The sequence below is a fragment of the Paenibacillus sp. MAHUQ-45 genome, from assembly GCF_058133325.1.
In genome coordinates, this window is the sequence record NZ_JBYUPV010000004.1 from 268,785 (window position 1) to 289,280 (window position 20,496).

The following is a 20,496-nucleotide window of genomic DNA, read 5'->3' on the forward strand; positions in this document are numbered from 1 at the left end:
ATAGTGAGATCATAGAAAAAAAGCACGTAGCTCCGGGGACTTCTTCGGAGCTATGTGCTTTGGCCCAAGCCGGGACGGCCTTAGTGGAGGAACACCGCGAGCAGTGGCGGCGCAATGCCGATAGTCAGTAGCGCCGTCAGAATCATCGCGATGCTGGAGATGGTACCGGTCAGCGAGCTAAGCTCGAAGGCCTTGGAGGTACCTGTACCGTGCGCTGCGGTTCCCAGCGATACGCCGCGCGCAATTTCATTGTCAATGCGGAAGAGACGCAGCACTGAAGGCCCCATCATGGTGCCGAGTATCCCGGTCAGGATAACGAAGACTGCCGTGATACTGGGTACACCCCCAATACGCTGCGAGATACTCATGGCGATCGGAGTAGTAACCGATCGCGGGACCAGGCTGGTAGCCAGATCGCTGCTAAGATGCAGCCATTTGGCAAGCAGCATGGAGGAGATCACCGCTATTATCGTACCTGAGAGCACGCCTGCCGCAATTTCGGCGGCGTGTTTTTTGAGTACCTTGAAGTTCTTATGCAAAGGGATAGCAAACGCAATGGTTGCCGGCTGCAGCAGGTTAGTCAGCCACTTGCCTCCCGCATTGTAAGATTCATAAGGGATGCCTGTCATCAACAGAATGCCAACAATCAGCAGAGGCGTGATGATAAGCGGAGATAGATATACTTTGCTGTGGAACTTATAGGCGCGCTTGGCAAGGAGATAAAGTCCTATGGTCAGCGTAAGGAATAACAATCCGGTCATCATGAGGGTTTATGCTCCTTTGCCTTGGATATAGCTCCTGTGAGCAGACCGGAGCAGGTCATGACTGCGAATGTGCCGACTACTACGACTGCCAGCACCCGCAGCCCATCGGTCTCCAGCATATCTGTATATTTCATGACGCCGATCGCGGAAGGAATGAAGAACAGGAGCAGCTCAGCCAGCAGCCAGGAGGCTCCGACCTCCACCCAGTTCAAGCGTACGACGCCGAATTCAAGCAGAAGGAATAAGATAACCATGCCCAGAATGCTACCGGGGATGGGAAAATGCAACCATGAAGCCAGTGAGTTGATCAGCAGAGAGAATATAGTAAGGCCGCCTATTTGCAGCAATCCTGAGATCGTTTTTTTCATAAGAGCTCCGCTCCTTTCATCGTAATGAAAGTTTACATTATTTATTTTCATAGGTAAAATGAATAGATAGAATAGCTGACATTCCTTTCGTCTATATATAGGAGGCTGAACCATGGACATCCGGCAGCTGCAATATTTCGTTCAAATCGCCAGACTGAACAGCTTTTCCCAGGCGGCCAAATCGCTATATATCTCACAGCCCACGATTAGCAAAATGATCAGAAATCTGGAGACTGAACTGGGCGCCGACCTGTTCTATCGGGAAGGCAAAAGTATACGGCTGACCGATGCGGGTGAGATTCTGCTGACCAAGGCGCAGAATATTGTTGATTCATTCACCAGCCTGTCCTCTGAGCTGGACAGCTTGCGCGAGCTGAAGCAGGGCCATATTCAGATGGGGCTGCCGCCAATGGTAGGTGCAAGCTTCTTCCCCGCCGTTATCGGCGAGTTTCATCATCGATACCCGGGGGTGACGATCCGCCTGCATGAGGATGGTGCCAAGAAAGTGGAGAATGATGTGGAGACGGGGCTGCTGGATATCGGTGTCATTGTGCTGCCTGTGGATCAGGGCAAGTTTCAATTCTTCTCAATTCTGGAGGAGAAGCTGGAGCTGCTGGTTCCGGCAGGGCACCGCCTGGCTGGACAGGAATGTGTGAAGCTGGCGGAACTGGCAGAAGAAGAGTTTATCCTGTTCCGTGAGGATTTTATGCTGCATGACCGGATTATTACAGAATGCGTCAAAGTAGGCTTTCAACCTAAGGTGGTATACGAGAGCTCACAGTGGGATCTGATCAGTGGAATGGTAGGGGCGGGGCTCGGAATTGCGCTGCTGCCAGAGACGATCTGCCGTGACATCGACCGCTCACGGATCGCTGTGATTCCTCTTACAGCCCCGGTCATTCCTTGGCAGCTGGGCATTATCTGGCGCCGGGATCGCTACCTATCTTTTGCGGCGCGGGAATGGATTTCTTTTGCTAAGGGAATCTTCCTAGGTCATTAGTCTCCCGTTTTGTTGAATCATCGACAAATTTTTCTTTTTTTTGAAAATATGTTTTTTGGCATCATGCTATATGATAGGGAAGAAGTTGATAGAGAGAAGGTGAGAGAATCGTGAGCCTTTACGATGCTTCCTCCCGTAACATTCATAGGAGAGATATAAGAGAAGACGAGCTGCTGATTACGATTGAAAGCTTGAGATGCCAACTGCATGAGGTTGCCGAGCAGCGTAGTCTGAGTGATCGTGCTGTAGTAGAGTTGAGCGAACGGCTGGACGGTTATATTTTGCTGGCCCAGAACAAAATGATGGAGAGTCTGCGCAGCCGAAAGGCGGCAAATGGCCCATCTGCCAAAAATTCTAGGACTTCGCCGTTGAGAAGCCAGACCGCGTTGCAATAGTTCGTTAGTCTTTTGCATCCATAATCATATAGATGGTAGAATTAGGGGAGAGAACAGCTCCTCTTTTTGTTGTGCTTTCTGAACAGTTATCCTATAATTATGTAAATAATTAGGAGTTGCTATATATATCATCACAGGAGGTGCCGGGTGGAGGCGAAATTTACAACTATACGCTCAGAAATTGAGAAGAATCTATCCCGTTCGGGTCATAATCTCGCTTCTTTTGCGAAAGTTTCGGGCCTGAACCGCGGCAGTCTCAGTGCTATATTGCATGGGAATCCCCCAAAGCCTATCTCTTTAGGGCAAATGGACGCCATTACTCGGGCTTTCGGGTTTCCTGACGGTTGGCTATATCCGCTTTATATTGATGAATGTTTTTATGAGGACAAGGTTTCCCGTCGCAGAGCCGAGCCGTTCCTGATCCGATGCGCTGAGATCGGCAAGCAGCCTTGTATTGATGAGCTTCTGAGCAGAATTCTTGAGTATCCGAAACAGATTGACTTGATTTATTCAGTCGCAGAGAAGCTTTTCAATCATGGAAAGATCAGTGAATCTGTCATTTTCTATAAAATTGTAGCCGAGAATGAGCAGGACAGTTACTCGGAGCGTCTGGCTATCAGTCAATATCGCATTTTCAAATCCATGCAGTCTGTAGTTGATATGGAGGAGAAGTTCAGGGCGGTGATCACATTCGAGCCGTTTCGGGGACGTCTGCCAGAGGCGATGCAGCTGGATGGCTTGCTGAAGCTGGCCAACGTCTGCTTTACGCTGCACCGCTGGCGGGATGTGGAGAAATATGCGGACGAACTTCGTGCGCTGGCCAATGGACTGTACCGGGATGAAGTGCGTAAGAATGCTGGCAAGCGCCGGGAAATGATGGATACGGAGCGGCCACTCGTGGTGTATTACGGCCATGGCTATTTGTTGAAGGCGGCTGCGCTGACCAAGCAGGGGCGATATGAAGAAGCCAAGCGGTATACGGCCGGATATGCGGACCTGAGCTGGTTTGAGATTTTGGATGAAGAAGGTCACAAAGCGGTTGAGGACTTCAAGCTCTTCTCCGAAGCCAACAGCTTCACGCTGGAGATGCTGGACGGCAACATTTCCATCCTTCCATCTTATATTTCCTTCCTAGCCGATCATCCGGGCGAAATTCTGCCTGGCCTAATCACGATCATGGAATCGGCGAACCAGTTCGGCTTTTCTGCCGATACCGCACTGACCAAATTCTCACGGGAAATGCTGCGCTTCGGCCAATTCCAAGACCCCATCAATGTAGACAGGCTATTCCGGCTCAACTATCAGATAGCCATATACCTTATCAACCATCAGGAGTACCCACGGGGAATCGACCATATTATCGAATGTCTCCAGCTGTCTGCCAGACTGAATAATGAGAAAGGCTTCATCAATTGTGTCACTCTCTTCGAGATTAACAGGGAATATGCCAGCGACAGGCAGAAGCAACTGTACACAGATCTTATGAAGGAGGTGAGACAAAATGAAAAAATCGCTGCTGACGATGACCGCCGTTTTAGCGTTGTTTAGTTTTATTATCATTGGAACACCGGCAGGCAAAGGAGGTAACGGAGGAACGTTTACCACACTGGAGCACGGGGTGGGGTATTAATCCGTAGGAACATTCAGGGATGTAACCACTTTTTGACCTTTTATGATCACAGAACGCGGCAGTATGCTGCATTGTAATATTACTTTTATACCAGCAGAACAGTAATGACTCCCAAGATAACTTTGGTGGCGCGCTGTAATGACAGAAGATGATGCCCGGTATCTTAGGGGTCATCTTTTTTAATACCCTTCGAAGCTGCTTTAAACAGCAGAACGAAGGGTTCTTTTTAGTGCAAGAAGCAAGGCCATGAGTGTTTTGGATTTCGTGAAAATGATAACGTGTTCAATATTTGACAAAGTGTTTTGCCGTAAATATAATTTAGGTTACCTAATTAATAAATAGTTTAATTATTAGCTAACCTAATTAATTTGCGAGGTGATAAAGATTGGGATAAATGGAGAAAATACAGTCGCGAATAGGCTTTTCGTTGCATTGCGCATGTTGCACAAAGTCCAATGGCAGCATACGGTCGAGGGCAATAAGCCGAGTGAGATGACTTTGATGATATGCATTCGCAAACACCGGCATTCCAACGAACAGGGACTGAAGGTCTCGGAGATCGGACGCATTCTCGGATGGGCTGCTCCTACGGTTACTCAGTTGGTTAATAGTCTGGAAGCTAGAGGAATGGTGGAGCGGCAGGCTGATTCCGAGGACCGGAGGGCTGTTCGCATTCAATTAACAGAACAGGGAAAAAAGGTCACGCGAAGAGTGCATGCTTATATGAATGAAGAGCTTGTTAAGCTGGTGGAGTACTTGGGTGAAGACGAGAGCAACCAGCTGTGTGATCTGCTGTTGAAAGTCCATGCGTATGCCCTTAGCAGTCCCCGACCTGATTTCGATCGGTTACCAATGAACGGAGATGAGAATCTTGATTAAATTACTAAGACAACTAAAGCCCTTTAGGCTGGCGGTTATCGGTGTACTGATCCTTGTATTTTTGCAATCCATGGGTGATTTGTATCTCCCTACACTGATGTCTGACATCGTAGATAAAGGGATTGTGCAAGGCGACCGCAGCTATATCTGGAGAGTCGGCGGGTTCATGCTACTGGTGGCTGCCGGCGGAGCGCTGTGTTCAATCATTGCCAGTTATTTCTCAGCCAAGATTGCTGCAGGTTTCGGCAAAAATACGCGAGCGCTAATGTTCAATCATGTAGAAAACTTTACGCTCCACGAGTTTGACAAGGTGGGTACAGCATCACTGATTACCCGTACGACTAATGATATTACACAAGTACAGACCGTCTTGACAATGATGCTGCGGATGATGATCGCGGCACCGATGATGATGATCGGCGGGATCATTATGGCGGTCTCCGAGGATGCCAAGTTGTCATTGATTTTTGTAGTCGTCATTCCATTGCTTGTGGGTGCGATTTTCCTGATAGGTATGAAGGGCTTGCCGTTGTTTAAAGCAATACAGGTCAAGCTGGATAAGCTCAACCTTGTGCTGAGAGAACATCTGACAGGTATCCGTGTTATTCGCTCGTTCAACCGAATTAACCATGAGAACAAAAGGTTCTCGGAAGCTAACCGTGATCTGACCGAAACGGCCATTAAGGTTAACAAGATCATGGCTGGACTGATGCCGCTCATGATGATTGTTATGAACTTTTCCATGATTGCTATTCTGTATTATGGAGGCATCCGTATTGGTGACGGTGACCTGAAAGTTGGTTCGTTGATGGCCTTCATTCAATACGCCATGCAGATTATGTTCTCGCTGATTATGGTTTCGATGATGTTCGTGTTGATTCCCCGTGCTTCCGCATCGGCTGTACGGATCAACGAGGTATTGGATATGAAGCCGGAAATTCTGGATCCGTCGGCAAGTGAGCTTGACAACACTGCTGTATTGACTAAGCGTGATGGCCGCGATGGGTTGCGCGGATACGTGGAATTCGAGAACGTTAGCTTCTCCTACCCGGGTGCAGAACAGCCTGCGTTGTCTGGGATCAGCTTCAGTGCCCGGCCGGGTGAAGTCACGGCGATTATTGGGGGTACCGGGTCTGGTAAATCCACAATGCTGAGCTTGCTCCCTAGATTCTATGATGTGGCTGAAGGTGCCGTACGAGTGGATGGCGTCGATGTTCGTGAAATGACTCAAGAAGAGCTGCGCAGCAAGATCGGCTACATTCCACAGAAAGCAGTGCTGTTCACTGGCACGATCAAGGAGAATATCCGTTACGGTAAAGAGGATGCGACCGATGAAGAAATTATCCATGCAGCCAAAGTGGCACAAGCCTTCGATTTTGTATCGGGCATGAAGGATGGATTCGATTCGGAAATTGCTCAGGGCGGGAATAACGTCTCTGGGGGTCAAAAGCAGCGTCTGTCTATTGCCCGTGCACTGGTCAGAAGACCAGAAGTATACCTCTTCGATGACAGCTTCTCGGCGCTTGATTTCAAGACAGATGCCAATCTGCGCGCCGCTCTCAAAGGGGAGACGACAGAATCCACCGTGCTTATTGTGGCTCAGCGGGTCAGCACAGTAATGGATGCGGATCGGATTATTGTGCTGGATGAAGGCAGAATCGCTGGTACGGGAACGCACAAGGAACTGCTGGAGAACAGTGAAGTGTACCGCGAGATTGTGTCCTCGCAGTTGTCAGAGGAGGAAATAGCATGAGTGAGAAGAACAGCCAGATGAAACTTCCGGGCGGTGGAAGAGGACGGGGACCTGGCGGTCCTGGCGGTCCTGGAATGATGCTGCCAGCGGAGAAGGCCAAGGACTTCAAGGGTACACTCCGCCGTCTGATTCGCTACCTGCGCCCACGCCAGGTGCAGTTGATTGTTATCTTTATTATGGCGATTGCCAGTACGGTATTTAGTATTCTAAGCCCGAAGATTATGGGTAAAGCAACGACCAAGCTGTTCGAAGGCGCCTATGGGAAGTTGATGGGCGTAGAAGGGGCCTTTATTGATTTTGGCTATATTAACGATATCCTGCTGATTCTGGGTGGTCTTTATCTGTTCAGTGCCCTGTTCAGCTATTTGCAGCAATATATCATGGCTGGTGTGGCCCAGAAGGTTGTCTATGATATGCGTGAGCAGATCAATCTCAAATTGGAACGGCTGCCGCTGAAATATTTTGACTCCAGAACCCATGGGGAGATTCTCAGCCGGGCTACCAATGATGTAGACAACATCAGTACCACCTTGCAGCAGAGCTTAACACAACTGATAACATCTATTGTTACTATTATTGGTGTTATTATCATGATGCTGACGATCAGTCCTTGGCTGACCCTGATTACAGTGGTGACACTGCCGCTTAGCTTCATTGCCATAATGGGGATCACGAAACGCTCGCAAACCTATTTTATTGGCCAGCAAAAATCACTTGGGCAGTTGAACGGACACGTAGAAGAAATGTACACCGGTCACCGTATTATCAAAGCCTTCGGCCGTGAAAAGGAATCGCTTCGTCAGTTTAACACGATTAACGACGATCTCTACAATTCCGGCTGGCGCGCCCAGTTCATGTCAGGCATGATTATGCCGCTGATGACTTTTATCGGGAACCTAGGTTATGTGCTTGTCTGCGTAGTCGGCGGTATTTTTGTCACCAAAAAGATGATCGAAGTCGGGGATATCCAGGCCTTTATCCAGTATTCACGACAATTCACTATGCCGATCACACAAACCGCGAACATTGCTAACATCATTCAGTCGACAGTTGCCTCCGCAGAGCGGGTATTCGAGCTGTTAGATGAAGAAGAGGAAGTTCCGGAGAAATCGGCTGCTGTGAAACACGGAGCTGTGGAAGAAGGCGCGGTGGAATTCCGTCATGTGAAGTTTGGATATAAAGAGGATGCTATCCTCATTGAGGATATGAATATTGAGGTCAATCCGGGCCAGACGATCGCAATTGTAGGACCGACCGGTGCCGGCAAGACCACGATGATCAATCTGCTGATGCGCTTCTATGAGCTGAACGGCGGCCAAATCCTCATCGACGGTGTTGATATTACGGATATGAAGCGCAGTGATCTGCGCAGCAAATTCGGGATGGTGCTTCAAGATACGTGGCTCTTCAATGGTACGATCCGTGACAATATTGCCTACGGACGTGAGGGTGCCAGTGAAGCCGATGTGGTGCGTGCGGCCAAGGCAGCACATGCGGACCACTTTATCCGCACACTGCCGCTGGGCTACAATACGGTGCTGAACGAAGAAGCCTCTAACATCTCGCAAGGGCAGAAGCAGCTTCTGACCATTGCCCGCGCTATCCTGGCTGATCCGTCCATCCTCATTCTAGATGAGGCTACAAGTAGCGTCGACACTCGGACAGAAGTGCAGATCCAGAAGGCGATGAACACGCTGATGGAAGGTAGAACAAGCTTTGTCATCGCCCACCGCCTGTCTACAATTCGTGATGCGGACCTGATTTTGGTTATGAACAAGGGAAGTGTCATTGAGAAAGGCAACCATGAAGAGCTGATGGCGCAAAATGGCTTCTATGCTGATCTTTACAACAGTCAGTTCTCTGAGGACCCTGTTCCGGAAGTTATCTGAGGTTGACAGCAAGAAGTGTAATAACGGTTAGTGGCCTTAAAATACCCCTTGCCGCCGTGCGTAATGTGCGGTGGCGAGGGGTATTTATCTTTCAGGACATGGAATGACTCATGCTGTCCAGGCCGTGTACAAGCTGCACGAAATGCAGCTTGATTCGTAATTTAAACCGCGCAATTGCGCGGTTTTTCATTTTACAAGAGGCTCTGAATGCGTGAAATCACGGATGGTTTTTAGATAGGTCTGCGTGTATGATATGAATATAAAAATGACCCGCGGTTCATTTCATGTTCCGCAGGCTCTGCAGAGAGGATGAAATAGATGTCAGGCTACGGAAAATGGATTACGGGCAGCAAAACTAAGTGGATCACGCTTCTCGTGTGGATTGCAGTAGTCGGCCTCCTTAACATGCTATGGCCTGCTGTGAATTCACAGGTGGTAAACAATGCCCCCAATCTGCCAGAGAATGCGCAATCGGTTCGCGCGGAAGCTGTGGCAGGAAGAGAATTCCCTGGCGGCAGCGGTGTTCCAGCTTTATTGGTGTGGCACCGAGAAGGCGGAATGTCTTCGGAGGATCTGGTACATATCGGGGCAATCTACAATACATTGGAGCAGCAGCCGGTGTCGTATCAAAATTTCGTGCCCCCGCTAGGCAAAATTCCTCCACAGGCGCTTCAAGCTTCGCTCTCGGAGGACGGCAGCACGTTGGTGACGCCTGTACTCTTCGATTCTTCAGCAGATAGTGGACAGCTTAAACAAGCGGTCACGGAGCTCAAGGAGATCATCCGCACGGAAACCGGCAGTGATCTGACAGCAGCCGATACAGCGGACAGCGAGTTAAGTCTGCGCGTCACCGGACCTGTAGGTATCTCCATTGATGCCAGCAGTTTGTTCAAAAATGCCGATGTATCCTTGCTTATTGCGACTGTTCTGCTTGTACTTATTTTTCTGCTACTAATCTATCGTTCGCCGATTCTGGCATTCATTCCGCTGGTTGCGGTGGGCTTCGCTTATGGGGTTACGGGACCGCTACTGGGTAAAATGGCGCAGGACGGCTGGATTACTGTAGACTCGCAAGCCATCTCGATTATGACCGTCCTGCTATTCGGAGCAGGCACAGATTATTGCCTCTTCCTCATTTCGCGGTTCCGTCAATTGCTGAAGACAGAGGATAGTAAGGGGCGTGCACTGCTCTATGCGGTTACGGATTCTTCCGGGGCAATCGCCATGAGCGGCTTCACCGTAGTGCTGGCACTGTTTGCGCTGTTGCTGGCGAAGTTCGGGGCGTACCACCGCTTTGCGGTTCCTTTCAGTCTGGCGATCTTTATTATGGGAATCGCTAGTCTGACACTAGTTCCGGCACTGCTATCGATTTTTGGCCGGGCTTCGTTCTATCCATTCATTCCGCGTACACCGCAAATGGAAGCAGAGCGGGCAAAGGCCAAGGGCAAGCCGCTACCACAGCCACGAATGTCCCGCAAAAAAGGCATCGGCGAGCTGGTGGTTGCCCGTCCATGGGCCATTGTAGGCGTAACTGTACTGCTGCTTGGTGTACTGGCTTCCTTCTCCAGCGGAATTAAGTTCACGTATGATATCCTGTCTTCTTTTCCGAAGAATATGGAGTCACGTCAGGGATTTGATCTTATTGGCACACAGTTCTCGCCTGGCGAGCTGGCTCCGGCCAAACTGATGATTGATACTCAAGGCAAGGCGGAGGGCGAAGATCTTAAAGTTGTCCTGGGCGCACTCTCTTATGTGAGTAAGGTTTCTGATCCTCAGCAAGGCGCAGTCAATAAGGAGATTCTGGGCTTCGATATTGAATTCAAGAGTAATCCCTACTCCCTTGAGGCCATGAGCCATATTCCGGCGCTTCAGGCGACGGGAGAGCAGGCGCTTGTGGATGTGGGGGTGGAGAATCCTGAAGGAAAAGTTTGGATTAGCGGCCAAACAGCAACACAGTATGACAATAGAGCCACTGGCGAGCGGGATATGGATCTCATTATTCCAGTAGTCATCGGAATGATCACATTGCTGTTGCTCCTGTATTTACGCTCAATCATCGCTACCATCTATCTGGTGGGGACCGTAATTCTATCCTTCTTCTCGGCGCTTGGACTGGGCTGGATCATTATTCACTATGTCCTGGGCGCAGAGGCCATTCAGGGAGCGATTCCACTCTATTCCTTTGTATTTCTGGTGGCACTTGGCGAGGACTATAACATCTTTATGATCTCGAACATATGGAAAAAACGCAAGGTTATGCCCTTGAAACAGGCGATTGCGGAAGGTGTTAACGAGACAGGCTCCGTCATTACTTCTGCCGGTCTCATCTTAGCCGGGACCTTTGCTGTGCTGGCTACGCTGCCGATTCAAGTGCTTGTGCAATTTGGTATTATCACAGCCCTCGGTGTTCTGCTGGATACCTTTGTAGTACGCCCGTTCCTCGTACCGGCCATTACCTTGTTATTCGGTCGGGTGGCTTTCTGGCCGGGCAAGCATGTGGAAGTGGCGGAGATGCAGTCTGAGGTTGGGGAGTAAGAGAGAGGTTCACCTATGAAGCCAGAATAAATGATGCGTTTAGAACAGCTTCGCCGATCGGAACTGCAAGTAATAAGATCATTAAATCATTGAGGTGATAAGAATGAATAAAAAATTACTTGTCGGCATTTTCGCTCTCGGTTTTACTGTTACGGCCTCTATTTATGCAATGCGTGCCGATGCATCTGTTGAGAAACAAATTGATGAGAATCTTAATGGTTTGGCAAAACAGTTACAAACTGAAGTCGCTAATAAAGCTGAGCTTGCCATGAGTAGTAATCCTTATGATTACCTTAAAAATAGTGTGGAGTATGCGAATATTGTAAATCTTGGTACGGATGCTATCCCGGTATTGGAAAAGAAAATTGATGAGAGTGAAGGAAGTAGTCTTTTCGCTTACATCTTTGCAGCGGCCATTGAGGAAATCTCGAAGGTTAATCTTAAAGAAGATCAGAGTACGACTTGGGCTTCAGGAGATATTTTTTCTGCGAAATGGAAACTAAAACTAAGTACTCTTCCTGAGGAAGTTGAAAAAATTGCAAATTCTGAGTTGCCTGAAGATCAGAAGCTAGCTTTGTTAACAAAGCTAGGTGTACCAGCAGTGCCATTTATTATTGATCAGGTAGAGTCTGGGAAGACGGAACTTTTCCCGGTGGTGGGGTCTCTTATTCCAAGTTCTCAAGCAAAGTCCTTTACAGCAGCTGATGAAATACAGTGGGCAAAAGAAAACAAAGATGAGTTTAAAGACTTGAAGGAGTATGTTTTATCGAAGAAATAAGCATTAGCAGAGGTCGCCTTATCAGTTTACAAAGGGAAACAGCGAAATAAAGCTATACACTCCCAACTAAGTGCGTTTTTGCACCTTAATTTCCTCATTTTTAGCTGAAATAGGGATATAGAGGCATTAATGTACCTTATTTTTTTGAAAAATCCACTGGAGGGGGCATTTTGGAAGAATTAAGGTACAAAATTGCCTCTAATTGAACTCGATGCTTAGCTGCAGCCTATTTAAGGTGCAAAAATGCCGTTATATCGTCTTTGGAAGTGATGTGCGTACTTCTCTTTTCTACTCAATACAAGGTGGGGAGGAGCGGAGGGGAAGTTAGGGCCTGTAGGAGTGAGGCGCTCAACTGAAAGGTCTCCAGAGAAAAGCTCATGTATATATATGAACTGCTTCTCGATCTCAACCGCTACAAGGGTTAATAAAGCAAGAGCTGCTATCCGAATCTTAACTGCTACAAGCGGTTAAATAGAAGAAATCTAGAGACAATAGCGATTGGCAGCCCAACAATCCATCGTAGTGACGACCGAGACTTTCATTCGGACATTAGGTTCATCTTATTCCGCCTTATGTAGCTCTCCAAATGCAATAACAAAGCAGCCTGAGTCCTAGGTTAAAGAGGAGTCAGGCTGCTTTGTTCCACTTGGAAACACTTATGATTGTAGAACTGGGGATAGTTCTGAACAATCTTTTTCAACAAATCAAAAACTAGCTTCAAAGGCTAATGTGTACTAGTTCTCAGCTGTGCTAGTTCCCAGGCGTACGGCTAATCAGCAGCTCGTACTTGTCGAGCGAGGCGCCCAGAATGACGTCGCTGCCGCCGGCACCGCGGTGAGATTGCTTGAAGGATTCGCTGGAGGTCCAGCTCTTGAAGCCCTCTTCATTCTCCCACACGGTACTGATCTTTAATTCCTCCACGCCTTCCTTGGCACTGCCATGCCATACTTCCATGCGCACAAAGCCCGGCATATCCTGAACACCGCCTGAACCTGCAAAACGCTGGGCCATAGCGGCCCCATGGCCTTCCTTGACTTTAATCGTATTCGTAACTACTAGCATGCAATTACCTCCCTAAGGCAGTATGAATAAAAGAATATGAGCAGTAGATGATTTATTGCGGGTTCGTGGTCCAAATACCGGCGGTCTTGAGGAAGACACGATCCGGCAGCTTCAGGGCTGCAATAGTCAGTTCTGCTACGTCCTCTGGCTGCATCATACGATCCTCGTCGCCAATCTTCAGGCCTGCATTCTCAGCCAGTGGCGTGTTGACTGTACTTGGTGTCAGCGCGGTCACGCGGATATTGTGTTTGCGCACCTCTTGAGCCAGCGATTCGGTCATACCCATCAGTGCGAACTTGGAGGAACAGTAGGCAGAGCCTGTAGCAAATCCGCGTTCACCCGCTGTGGAAGAGATGTTGATGATATTACCGCTGCTGCGCTCGATCATAGCTGGCAATGCTGCTCTGGTAACATAGTAAACACCGAAGAGATTGATCTCAATGTGGCGTTTCCAGTCCGCAGGATCCATCTCCAGAAAAGTACCGAACTGGGCGACCCCGGCGTTATTGATAAGGGCATCGAAAGCCCCAAGGTCATTCTGGAGCGAAACCACAGCGCGTTCGGCTTCTTCCTGTACTGAAATGTCGGCAACGGCAATGCTAACCTTGACGTCGTAGACTTCCGTCAATGCTGATTTCAAAGCTTCCAAATCTCCCGATGTTCTGGAGATTAGGCCCAGGTTAGCTCCTTCTTTGGCTAGTGCAAGGGCCAGTGCTTTCCCGATTCCTTTACCTGCCCCGGTAATCACAACGCTTTTTCCTCTCAGATCCATAACTTCGCTTCACGTCCTTTTAAAGTATCGATAACAACTTCCACTTTAATTATACCTGAGTGGGCAAAGACAAGCACGCCGCCCCAGTAGGTAGCGGCGCTGTGCTTGTCTTAGGTATCCGATGCTCAGGGGATCTCCGGACTGATGGTGTCCAGCGGGAGTGTGGCCGGTCCTTCCAGCACGGCACCATCATAGGAGAAGCGGGAGCCGTGGCAGGGGCAATCCCAGGTTCGTTCTCCATTATTCCACTCACATTCGCAGCCCAGATGCGTACATGTTCGGTCGACCAGATGAAGGTTGCCTTCAAGGTCTCTGTACGCGCCGACGCGCTTTCCATCATGAAATACAACCGCCCCCTCGTCCCGCTTGAGTTCACTGGTCTTCTTATGGACAATCTCGACCTTGCCTGAAACAAACTCCTTGGCGACATTGGCGTTCTGCACGATGAAGTTCTTGATGCTGGGATTTGCTTTGAAGCGTGAAGGATTGTACAGCGCTGTGTAGGGGTTATCCTTGCGCTGAATTTGATCCGCAATCACTTGTGCTGCCAAGGTGCCGCTGGTCATCCCCCATTTGCCGAAGCCGGTGGCGATGTAGATTTCTTCTTCGGCGGAGACCTTGCCGATATAAGGAACTCTGTCGAGCGTGACCAGGTCCTGGGTCGACCAGCGGTATGGCATTAGCTTAATTCCCAGCAATTGTCCACCGAACCTCTCAAGGTTCTCATAGTGTCCAAAGGTGCAAATACCTTGGCCTGTCTTATGATTCTCCCCGCCGACGATCACTAGCTTCTTGCCATCCCATTCCACGGTTCGCAAGGAGCGGGTTGGCTGCCCGGCGCTCAGATACATGCCGCCTTCAAACTCCATTTCAGGCTGAATGGCCAGGCAGTAGGAGCGCTCGGCATGCAGGCGCGTGAAGTAGAGCGCCCCACCGTCATAGAACGGGAAGTGGGAAGCGGAGACGGCGTGACTGCAGGTAATGGCATGCTGATCCTGCTCGGTGAAAAGCGTGAGCTTGCCGCTGTTCTCTACATTTTCAGCAATGGTTGTGTGTTCGTACACTATACCGCCGTTTTCAAGAAATGCCTGAAGTAGCCCCAGCAAATATTGCAGGGGGTGAAAGCGAGCTTGTCCTGGCAAGGTAATGGCCCCTTCTGCCCGCAGGGGGAGAGATACTTTATCCAGCCATTTTCCCGGCAACCCCAAGGTCTGATAAGCGGCGAATTCCTGCTCAAGCTGCTCCCGTGTCTTGTCATCTCCGGCATCGGCATACAGAATGGCATCATCTCGTGTCATTTGGCAGGACAGGTGCAGGTCTTGCGCGGTACGGATCATCCATTCCATGGCCTCGTTGTTCGATTTATAGTAGAGCCGGGCCTGCTCCTCTCCAAAGTGTTTCAAGAGATCGTGGTAGATCAAACCGTGTTGGGCAGTGATTTTGGCGCTGGTGAATCCGGTGGTTCCATTAAGGATGGTCCCTGCTTCTAGCAGGGTCACCTTATAGCCGGCTTTGGAGAGCAGGTAGGCTGTCGTAATGCCCGTGATTCCCCCTCCTACCACCGCGACGTCCGTCTGGTGATTCCCGTTCAGTCGCGGAAAGGCCGGCATATCGACAGTATCCCGCCATAACGATTCGGGAAATTGCGGCAAATTGGCCGTAAGCCGATTCTCTGGCTTCATGCTCTGATCCCTCCATACTTTTGCATTACGTTGTTCAATTATTACCATAACCTGGGCAAAAGAAACTTCAGTTCAGAGGTTAGTGCATGATTTGCGGACGATGATGCCAAAATAAGGGCACGTCTTTCATAAAATGCAACCAGAGAGGGGAGGGATTTAGAGTGTCTGAACAACCTCAGAAGCACGCGGCTTCCTTGGAATGGATCACTGGAAAGCTGGATAATATCGCAGATCTGGAGGACAAGCGGCTGCTTGCGCCTGCCGGTGATGCCCGGCTAGTCTTTATCAAGAGCATTACAGATTCAGATAAGGTCAGCCATAGTGTGATTGCTCCATTCTATGAGATGGAGGATACCGAAGCTTATAAGGATTACATTCGTACCTATCCAGGCACCGAAGAGGCAACGACGGGTGAGCGGGCACTGGAGCTTCTACTGAGCGGCTATGCTGCTGTTGGTGTCCTGGAGCAGCTCTATTTCTTTGATGTTCTAAAGTCCGAGAACAGCGCTGTGTCGGAGACCATCACAGAGAGTGTGACCCAGGGACCGTCCGACGGATTCACCGAGAATCTGGCAATCAATCTGAATATGGTGCGGCGACGCTATCAATCCTCGCAACTAAAAATGGAATCGATGCTGATTGGCAATCTGTCACGGACCAAGACGGCAATTCTATATGATGAGAGCCGTGTGAATCATGATGTGCTGGCTGAAGTCAAAGAAAAGCTTCAGACCCTGAGAGTGGATATTCTGCAGGCCACAGGCGAGCTTGAAAAGTATTTAAGCAGCGACAAGCTGCGGATTTTTCCCAAGACTATTGTAACGGAGCGGCCGGACCGCGTTGTATTTAACCTCTCCGAAGGCAAAGTGGCGCTGATGATGGATACTACAGGCTATGCCATTGTTCTGCCCTCCATCTTCAATGATTTCTATACGGCAATGGATGACAAAATCCAGTTTCCCTTTGTCGGAAGATTCCTGAAGTTTCTGCGGGTCATCGGGGTGGCGATGACGCTGTGGCTGCCGGCTCTGTATGTTGCGTTCACCTCGTACAACCCGGAGATTATCCGGGTGCAGATTGCGCTGCTTGTTGCAGGTAGCCGTGCCACCGTGCCATATCCTTCTTTTGTGGAAGTACTGATTATGCTCATCATGATGGAATTCCTGACAGAAGCGAGTATCAGGCTTCCCAAGGCGATTGGTCCGACGGCGACCACGGTTGGCGGTTTGATTCTAGGTCAGGCGGCAACCCAAGCCGGTCTGGTCGGCAACATTATGATCATTCTAGTCTCGGCAGTCGCCATCTCCAACTTTTTAATTCCACTGAATATGATGAGCTTCTCTGTCCGTGTACTAAAATATTTCTTCGTAATTGCCGCCGCTCTTCTAGGCTTGGTCGGTGTTGTAGCTTGTCTGGTAGGTTTAATTATTTATCTATGCAGCCAGCGGAGTTTTGGCCAGCCGTATTTCCGGCTGTTCTTCATGGACAACATCAACTTCCGCAAATTCAAGAAAGGCGGGGGCACTGATGGTTAAAAGCCGTTATTTCTACTGTCTTTTTCTGATGAACAGTCTGATCAACATTATTAACTTTGTGCCAAGAGAGCTGATGGACAGACGTTTTGACGGAGCGTTGATGTCGATCCTGATTGCGGTGCCGATCGGCACCATGTTTGTCTATGTGTTTACCAAATTGATGGACAAGTTCCCTGGCAAGGGAATTCCCGAAATCTTCAATTCGCTTATGCCCAAACTTGTGACGACGCCGATGCTCTTAATCTACGCGGTGTTATGGTATACAGCCGGGGTGATCACATTGCTCTCATTCGTGGACATCACCTTGCGATTCATCAGCCCCGACACTGGGGCTTACCCGGTAGTTATTGGGTTTTTAATTCTGGTTTGTCTTTGCTGCCGGGCAGATGGGCTGTCCTTATTGTACGGGCTCGAGGTGATCTTGGGCATTACCTTGCCTCTAATTCTGTATGCGAGTGTAAAAGCATTGATCAACCCTAATTTTAGTTGGGACTCTGTGTTTCAGATTATGACGTTTATCTGGCATAAGCCGGATATCAAGAGTGTGGCTGCCGGTACTTTTCTATTTAGTGGCTACATCAATTTGGCCATTTTCAACCGGCTATTTCACAAAATTAAGCTAAGACATGTCTGGCTCATCGCTGTGGAGGGCTTGATAGTGCTATTAGTGACGTTTCTGGTACCCATCGGATATTTTGGAACGATCGGAGTCGAACGTCATGTATACACTTGGTTCTCAACTGCAGACAGCATTCGGATCGAGACGTTTTTGATTGAACGGATGTTGTTTATTTTTTATATTGCCTATATGACCCTATCTATCATGAGTGTGATCGTACACTGGCATGTGGGGCTGGAGCTGTTCAAAAGTATTATGCCATTCGCAGACAAAAATTCGTCTAGAGCGAAGCTATGGAAAGAAGGGATCATTCTAGGGGTATTCTGCGCAGCTACTCTGCTGCTGATGTATATGGATCAGTATGAGCTTAATCAACTGGCTGAGTGGTTTCTGCAGATTCGCTGGCTCGGAGAAATGTCGATGATAGCTACACTGTTCTACTGCGCTATAAAAATGCGGAAGGCCAGGAGGCGGGATCTGTGAAGAAAACCGGTTTGTTGCTAATAGCCATTCTGTTGCTACTAACGGCCGGCTGTGATTTCAAAGATATCGATCGGCGAATATTCGTCGTTGCCATGGGGGTGGACCCTGGAGAGAAAGAAGGCAACCTCAAGGTTAGTCTGAAGCTGGCCGTACCGCAAGGCGATATTACCAAGATAGATGAGAAAATGCAGATATTGACGGAAGAATCCTACAGCATCTCAGAAGCGCTCCGCTTAATGAAATCCAGAGTGGAGAAGGAATTGGATTACGTGCATTGCAAATCCATCATTATGGGAGAGAAGCTTGCGGAAAAAGATATCCGCCATGTCCTGGACTGGGCTGTACGGCGCAGGGATATCCAGCTGATCCTGAACTTTGGTGTAGGTAGACCAGAGGCGCTGAAGGTGCTAAGTATAAAGCCTCAGTCGGAGCATATTCCCTCTAATTCACTGATCATGGCGATGAGCGGGGAAGGGACGGAGTCGCCATTTATCGCTAGCGTGTACTCCTACCAGCTGATGAAAAACGTCTATGAGGAGGGAATAGATCCCACTCTTCCGATTGTTGAGTCTAGAGGAAAAGAGCAATTTCTGATTAACAAAATTGCCCTGCTTGATAAGCAGAAAATCCGGATGACACTTTCGCCGGATGAGACTCGGCTTTTTAATCTGCTGACACGCCGGGAGCTCCGGACCAATCTTCCCGCTCATTACAAAGGGGGGATGTACCAATACTATACGGAGAGTTCCTCAGCAAGCTATCGAATTCATACGCCTGAGCAGGGAACGCCTTTCATTAAATACAAGTTAAAGATCGTGGGTATTCTCGAAGAGAATAGCTCTCAGGATATGGTTACTCATCAGGACCTTCTGCAGATCTCCAAGGCTGGTGGAGAGGAGTTGAAGGAGGGGATTGAGAAGCTTCTGGTCAAAATTCAACGAAGCGGGCTGGACCCTTTTGGCTGGGGATTGCGCTACGCTTCAAGACATTTTAACAATGACACTGAGATGAAGGAATGGAAGGCTATTTATCCAAAGCTGGAATTTAAAACGATGGTGGATGTGGATATCAAATACTCTGGCATGATTAAATAAGCTGCCTCTCATAGGCTTCATTCTCGTGAGAATAAGGTGATTCGGAGCAGACCTTGTTTCGCCCTGAATTTTTGGCACGGTAGAGCGCTTGGTCCGCGTGATGGGTCAGCAGGCGACTGACAGCTTCATCATAATCAGGGTGGCAGCAAGCCGCACCGACGGAGATGGTAACGGGAATCCGCTGTCCATCCGGGAGCAAGAACAAGTCCTGCTCTACAGCTGCGCGAATGCGTTCCCCAGCTTTCTCTGCTTCATGTAGCGAACAGACGGGCAGCAGTACTGAGAATTCCTCGCCACCGTTGCGGGAGACAATATCCTGAGGACGAGCTGCTTCGATCAGCCGCTGGGCAAGCTGGATCAGCACCTGATCGCCTGCTGGATGTCCATATGTATCGTTGATGGTCTTGAAATGATCGATATCGAGCGAAAGCAGGGACAAGCTCTCGCGCTGCTTCGCTGCCTGGAGCAATTCGCTCTCCAAATGCCGCTGGAACTGCTGGCGGTTATTCAGTCCGGTCAGAAAATCGGTCGTGGCCCGCACCTCAAGCTGGTTGAACAATTCATTAGAGCGCTGGATATACTCTGCAACATAATAGATGATAAGACCTGTGGCAAGAGAGGCGGCAAGCTCTATTGGAAAGACCTTCATGACAGCTTGGAAACTGTCCAAATTGTTAAGCAGCAGGGCAAACACGAGACCCATAGTAAGCAGATTACTGACGGTCATTTTACGCAGACGGGTCCAGGGTTTAAGCGCGATCCAACTGCAGCATACGCCGCAGAGCAGTAAGGAAAAGGCTGCAGAAAGAGAATTATAGGTAATATCATAGAAGAGGAGTCGGCTGACGGCCAGCAGGACAGAACAGACAGCAGCAGGAAGCCAGCCGAGATAAGCGCCAGCGATAATGATGGCCAGATGTCGCAGATTCGCGTAGGTGTTCGGTCCAATAGGGAATGAGTAACTCATCAGAATCATGCCGAAGAGCCCGAATATCAATCCGGCGACGATGCCTGCCTGAGGCGACATTGTACGGCCCAGAAAGTTGTATCGCTTGGAAAGACTGCCGGAGAGGAAGACGAATGTAACGAGAATGCAGAAATTAGTGAACAAGCTGGTAAGTAGGTCAATCAGCATATCTTTCAAAGGCCCCTTGCTTGGAGAATTGGCTAGATCGGATGAATTCAATGAACGGATAAGTCCATTTTAGCGAATTTTGCGGAAATGGCTATATAAAATATATAGGAGTCCTGACTATGG

18 protein-coding genes are annotated in these 20,496 nt (G+C 49.1%); 12 read left to right on the forward strand and 6 right to left on the reverse strand.

Features of this window, described 5'->3' with window-relative positions; genetic code table 11:
• Nucleotides 1-80: 80 nt before the first annotated feature.
• Nucleotides 81-761, reverse strand: coding sequence for a CidB/LrgB family autolysis modulator (locus tag AC3Y23_RS11995; protein ID WP_379199355.1), 681 nt, complete (start codon nucleotides 759-761; stop codon nucleotides 81-83).
• Nucleotides 761-1,132 (reverse strand): CidA/LrgA family protein, encoded by a 372-nt coding sequence (locus tag AC3Y23_RS12000; protein ID WP_379199050.1) that lies wholly within the window; start codon nucleotides 1,130-1,132, stop codon nucleotides 761-763. The genes AC3Y23_RS11995 and AC3Y23_RS12000 overlap by 1 nt, the downstream gene beginning before the upstream one ends.
• Before the next feature lie 112 nt (nucleotides 1,133-1,244).
• Between AC3Y23_RS12000 and cidR the strand changes: the two genes are divergently transcribed.
• From cidR to AC3Y23_RS12045, 9 genes are all read left to right on the forward strand, one after another.
• Nucleotides 1,245-2,132 carry a cidABC operon transcriptional activator CidR gene (cidR, locus tag AC3Y23_RS12005; RefSeq protein WP_379199052.1) on the forward strand — a complete coding sequence of 296 codons (888 nt, stop codon included), beginning with the start codon at nucleotides 1,245-1,247 and terminating at the stop codon, nucleotides 2,130-2,132.
• 110 nt (nucleotides 2,133-2,242) lie between these two features.
• Nucleotides 2,243-2,527: an aspartyl-phosphate phosphatase Spo0E family protein gene (locus tag AC3Y23_RS12010; protein ID WP_379199054.1), complete on the forward strand. Its 285-nt coding sequence runs from the start codon at nucleotides 2,243-2,245 to the stop codon at nucleotides 2,525-2,527.
• A gap of 147 nt (nucleotides 2,528-2,674) precedes the next feature.
• Nucleotides 2,675-4,075, forward strand: coding sequence for a DNA-binding protein (locus tag AC3Y23_RS12015; protein ID WP_379199056.1), 1,401 nt, complete (start codon nucleotides 2,675-2,677; stop codon nucleotides 4,073-4,075).
• Nucleotides 4,029-4,157: a hypothetical protein gene (locus tag AC3Y23_RS12020; RefSeq protein ID WP_379199058.1), complete on the forward strand. Its 129-nt coding sequence runs from the start codon at nucleotides 4,029-4,031 to the stop codon at nucleotides 4,155-4,157. The genes AC3Y23_RS12015 and AC3Y23_RS12020 overlap by 47 nt, the downstream gene beginning before the upstream one ends.
• 438 nt (nucleotides 4,158-4,595) lie before the next feature.
• Complete coding sequence (locus AC3Y23_RS12025; protein ID WP_379199060.1) at nucleotides 4,596-5,036, forward strand: MarR family winged helix-turn-helix transcriptional regulator; 441 nt, start codon at nucleotides 4,596-4,598, stop codon at nucleotides 5,034-5,036.
• Entirely contained in the window at nucleotides 5,029-6,789 is a 1,761-nt protein-coding gene (locus tag AC3Y23_RS12030) for an ABC transporter ATP-binding protein (protein ID WP_379199062.1), read from the forward strand. The genes AC3Y23_RS12025 and AC3Y23_RS12030 overlap by 8 nt, the downstream gene beginning before the upstream one ends.
• Nucleotides 6,786-8,678, forward strand: coding sequence for an ABC transporter ATP-binding protein (locus AC3Y23_RS12035; protein ID WP_379199064.1), 1,893 nt, complete (start codon nucleotides 6,786-6,788; stop codon nucleotides 8,676-8,678). The genes AC3Y23_RS12030 and AC3Y23_RS12035 overlap by 4 nt, the downstream gene beginning before the upstream one ends.
• 318 nt (nucleotides 8,679-8,996) lie before the next feature.
• The gene (locus AC3Y23_RS12040; RefSeq protein ID WP_379199067.1) at nucleotides 8,997-11,213 is read left to right on the forward strand and encodes an MMPL family transporter; all 2,217 of its coding nucleotides are present in this window, start codon (nucleotides 8,997-8,999) and stop codon (nucleotides 11,211-11,213) included.
• Nucleotides 11,214-11,316: 103 nt separating this feature from the next.
• Nucleotides 11,317-11,991: a hypothetical protein gene (locus AC3Y23_RS12045; RefSeq protein WP_379199069.1), complete on the forward strand. Its 675-nt coding sequence runs from the start codon at nucleotides 11,317-11,319 to the stop codon at nucleotides 11,989-11,991.
• 750 nt (nucleotides 11,992-12,741) lie between these two features.
• Here the strand turns inward: AC3Y23_RS12045 and AC3Y23_RS12050 are convergent.
• The 3 genes from AC3Y23_RS12050 to AC3Y23_RS12060 form a co-directional block, all read right to left on the reverse strand.
• Nucleotides 12,742-13,053 (reverse strand): antibiotic biosynthesis monooxygenase, encoded by a 312-nt coding sequence (locus AC3Y23_RS12050; RefSeq protein ID WP_379199071.1) that lies wholly within the window; start codon nucleotides 13,051-13,053, stop codon nucleotides 12,742-12,744.
• Nucleotides 13,054-13,105: 52 nt separating this feature from the next.
• A complete protein-coding gene (locus AC3Y23_RS12055; RefSeq protein ID WP_379199073.1) occupies nucleotides 13,106-13,825 on the reverse strand; it encodes a 3-ketoacyl-ACP reductase in 720 nt (239 codons plus the stop codon).
• A gap of 125 nt (nucleotides 13,826-13,950) precedes the next feature.
• Nucleotides 13,951-15,507, reverse strand: coding sequence for an FAD-dependent oxidoreductase (locus tag AC3Y23_RS12060; RefSeq protein WP_379199075.1), 1,557 nt, complete (start codon nucleotides 15,505-15,507; stop codon nucleotides 13,951-13,953).
• Nucleotides 15,508-15,668: 161 nt separating this feature from the next.
• Here AC3Y23_RS12060 and AC3Y23_RS12065 point away from each other — a divergent pair, with 161 nt between their 5' ends.
• From AC3Y23_RS12065 to AC3Y23_RS12075, 3 genes are read left to right on the forward strand one after another with little or no spacing between them, the layout of a single operon-like run.
• Nucleotides 15,669-17,042, forward strand: coding sequence for a spore germination protein (locus tag AC3Y23_RS12065; RefSeq protein ID WP_379199077.1), 1,374 nt, complete (start codon nucleotides 15,669-15,671; stop codon nucleotides 17,040-17,042).
• Nucleotides 17,035-18,144, forward strand: coding sequence for a GerAB/ArcD/ProY family transporter (locus AC3Y23_RS12070; protein ID WP_379199079.1), 1,110 nt, complete (start codon nucleotides 17,035-17,037; stop codon nucleotides 18,142-18,144). The genes AC3Y23_RS12065 and AC3Y23_RS12070 overlap by 8 nt, the downstream gene beginning before the upstream one ends.
• Nucleotides 18,141-19,238, forward strand: coding sequence for a Ger(x)C family spore germination protein (locus AC3Y23_RS12075; RefSeq protein ID WP_379199081.1), 1,098 nt, complete (start codon nucleotides 18,141-18,143; stop codon nucleotides 19,236-19,238). Before AC3Y23_RS12070 ends, AC3Y23_RS12075 begins: the two co-directional genes overlap by 4 nt.
• Here the strand turns inward: AC3Y23_RS12075 and AC3Y23_RS12080 are convergent.
• Nucleotides 19,231-20,373 carry a GGDEF domain-containing protein gene (locus AC3Y23_RS12080; protein WP_379199083.1) on the reverse strand — a complete coding sequence of 381 codons (1,143 nt, stop codon included), beginning with the start codon at nucleotides 20,371-20,373 and terminating at the stop codon, nucleotides 19,231-19,233. The two genes, AC3Y23_RS12075 and AC3Y23_RS12080, sit on opposite strands and share 8 nt — an antisense overlap.
• Nucleotides 20,374-20,496: the final 123 nt, after the last annotated feature.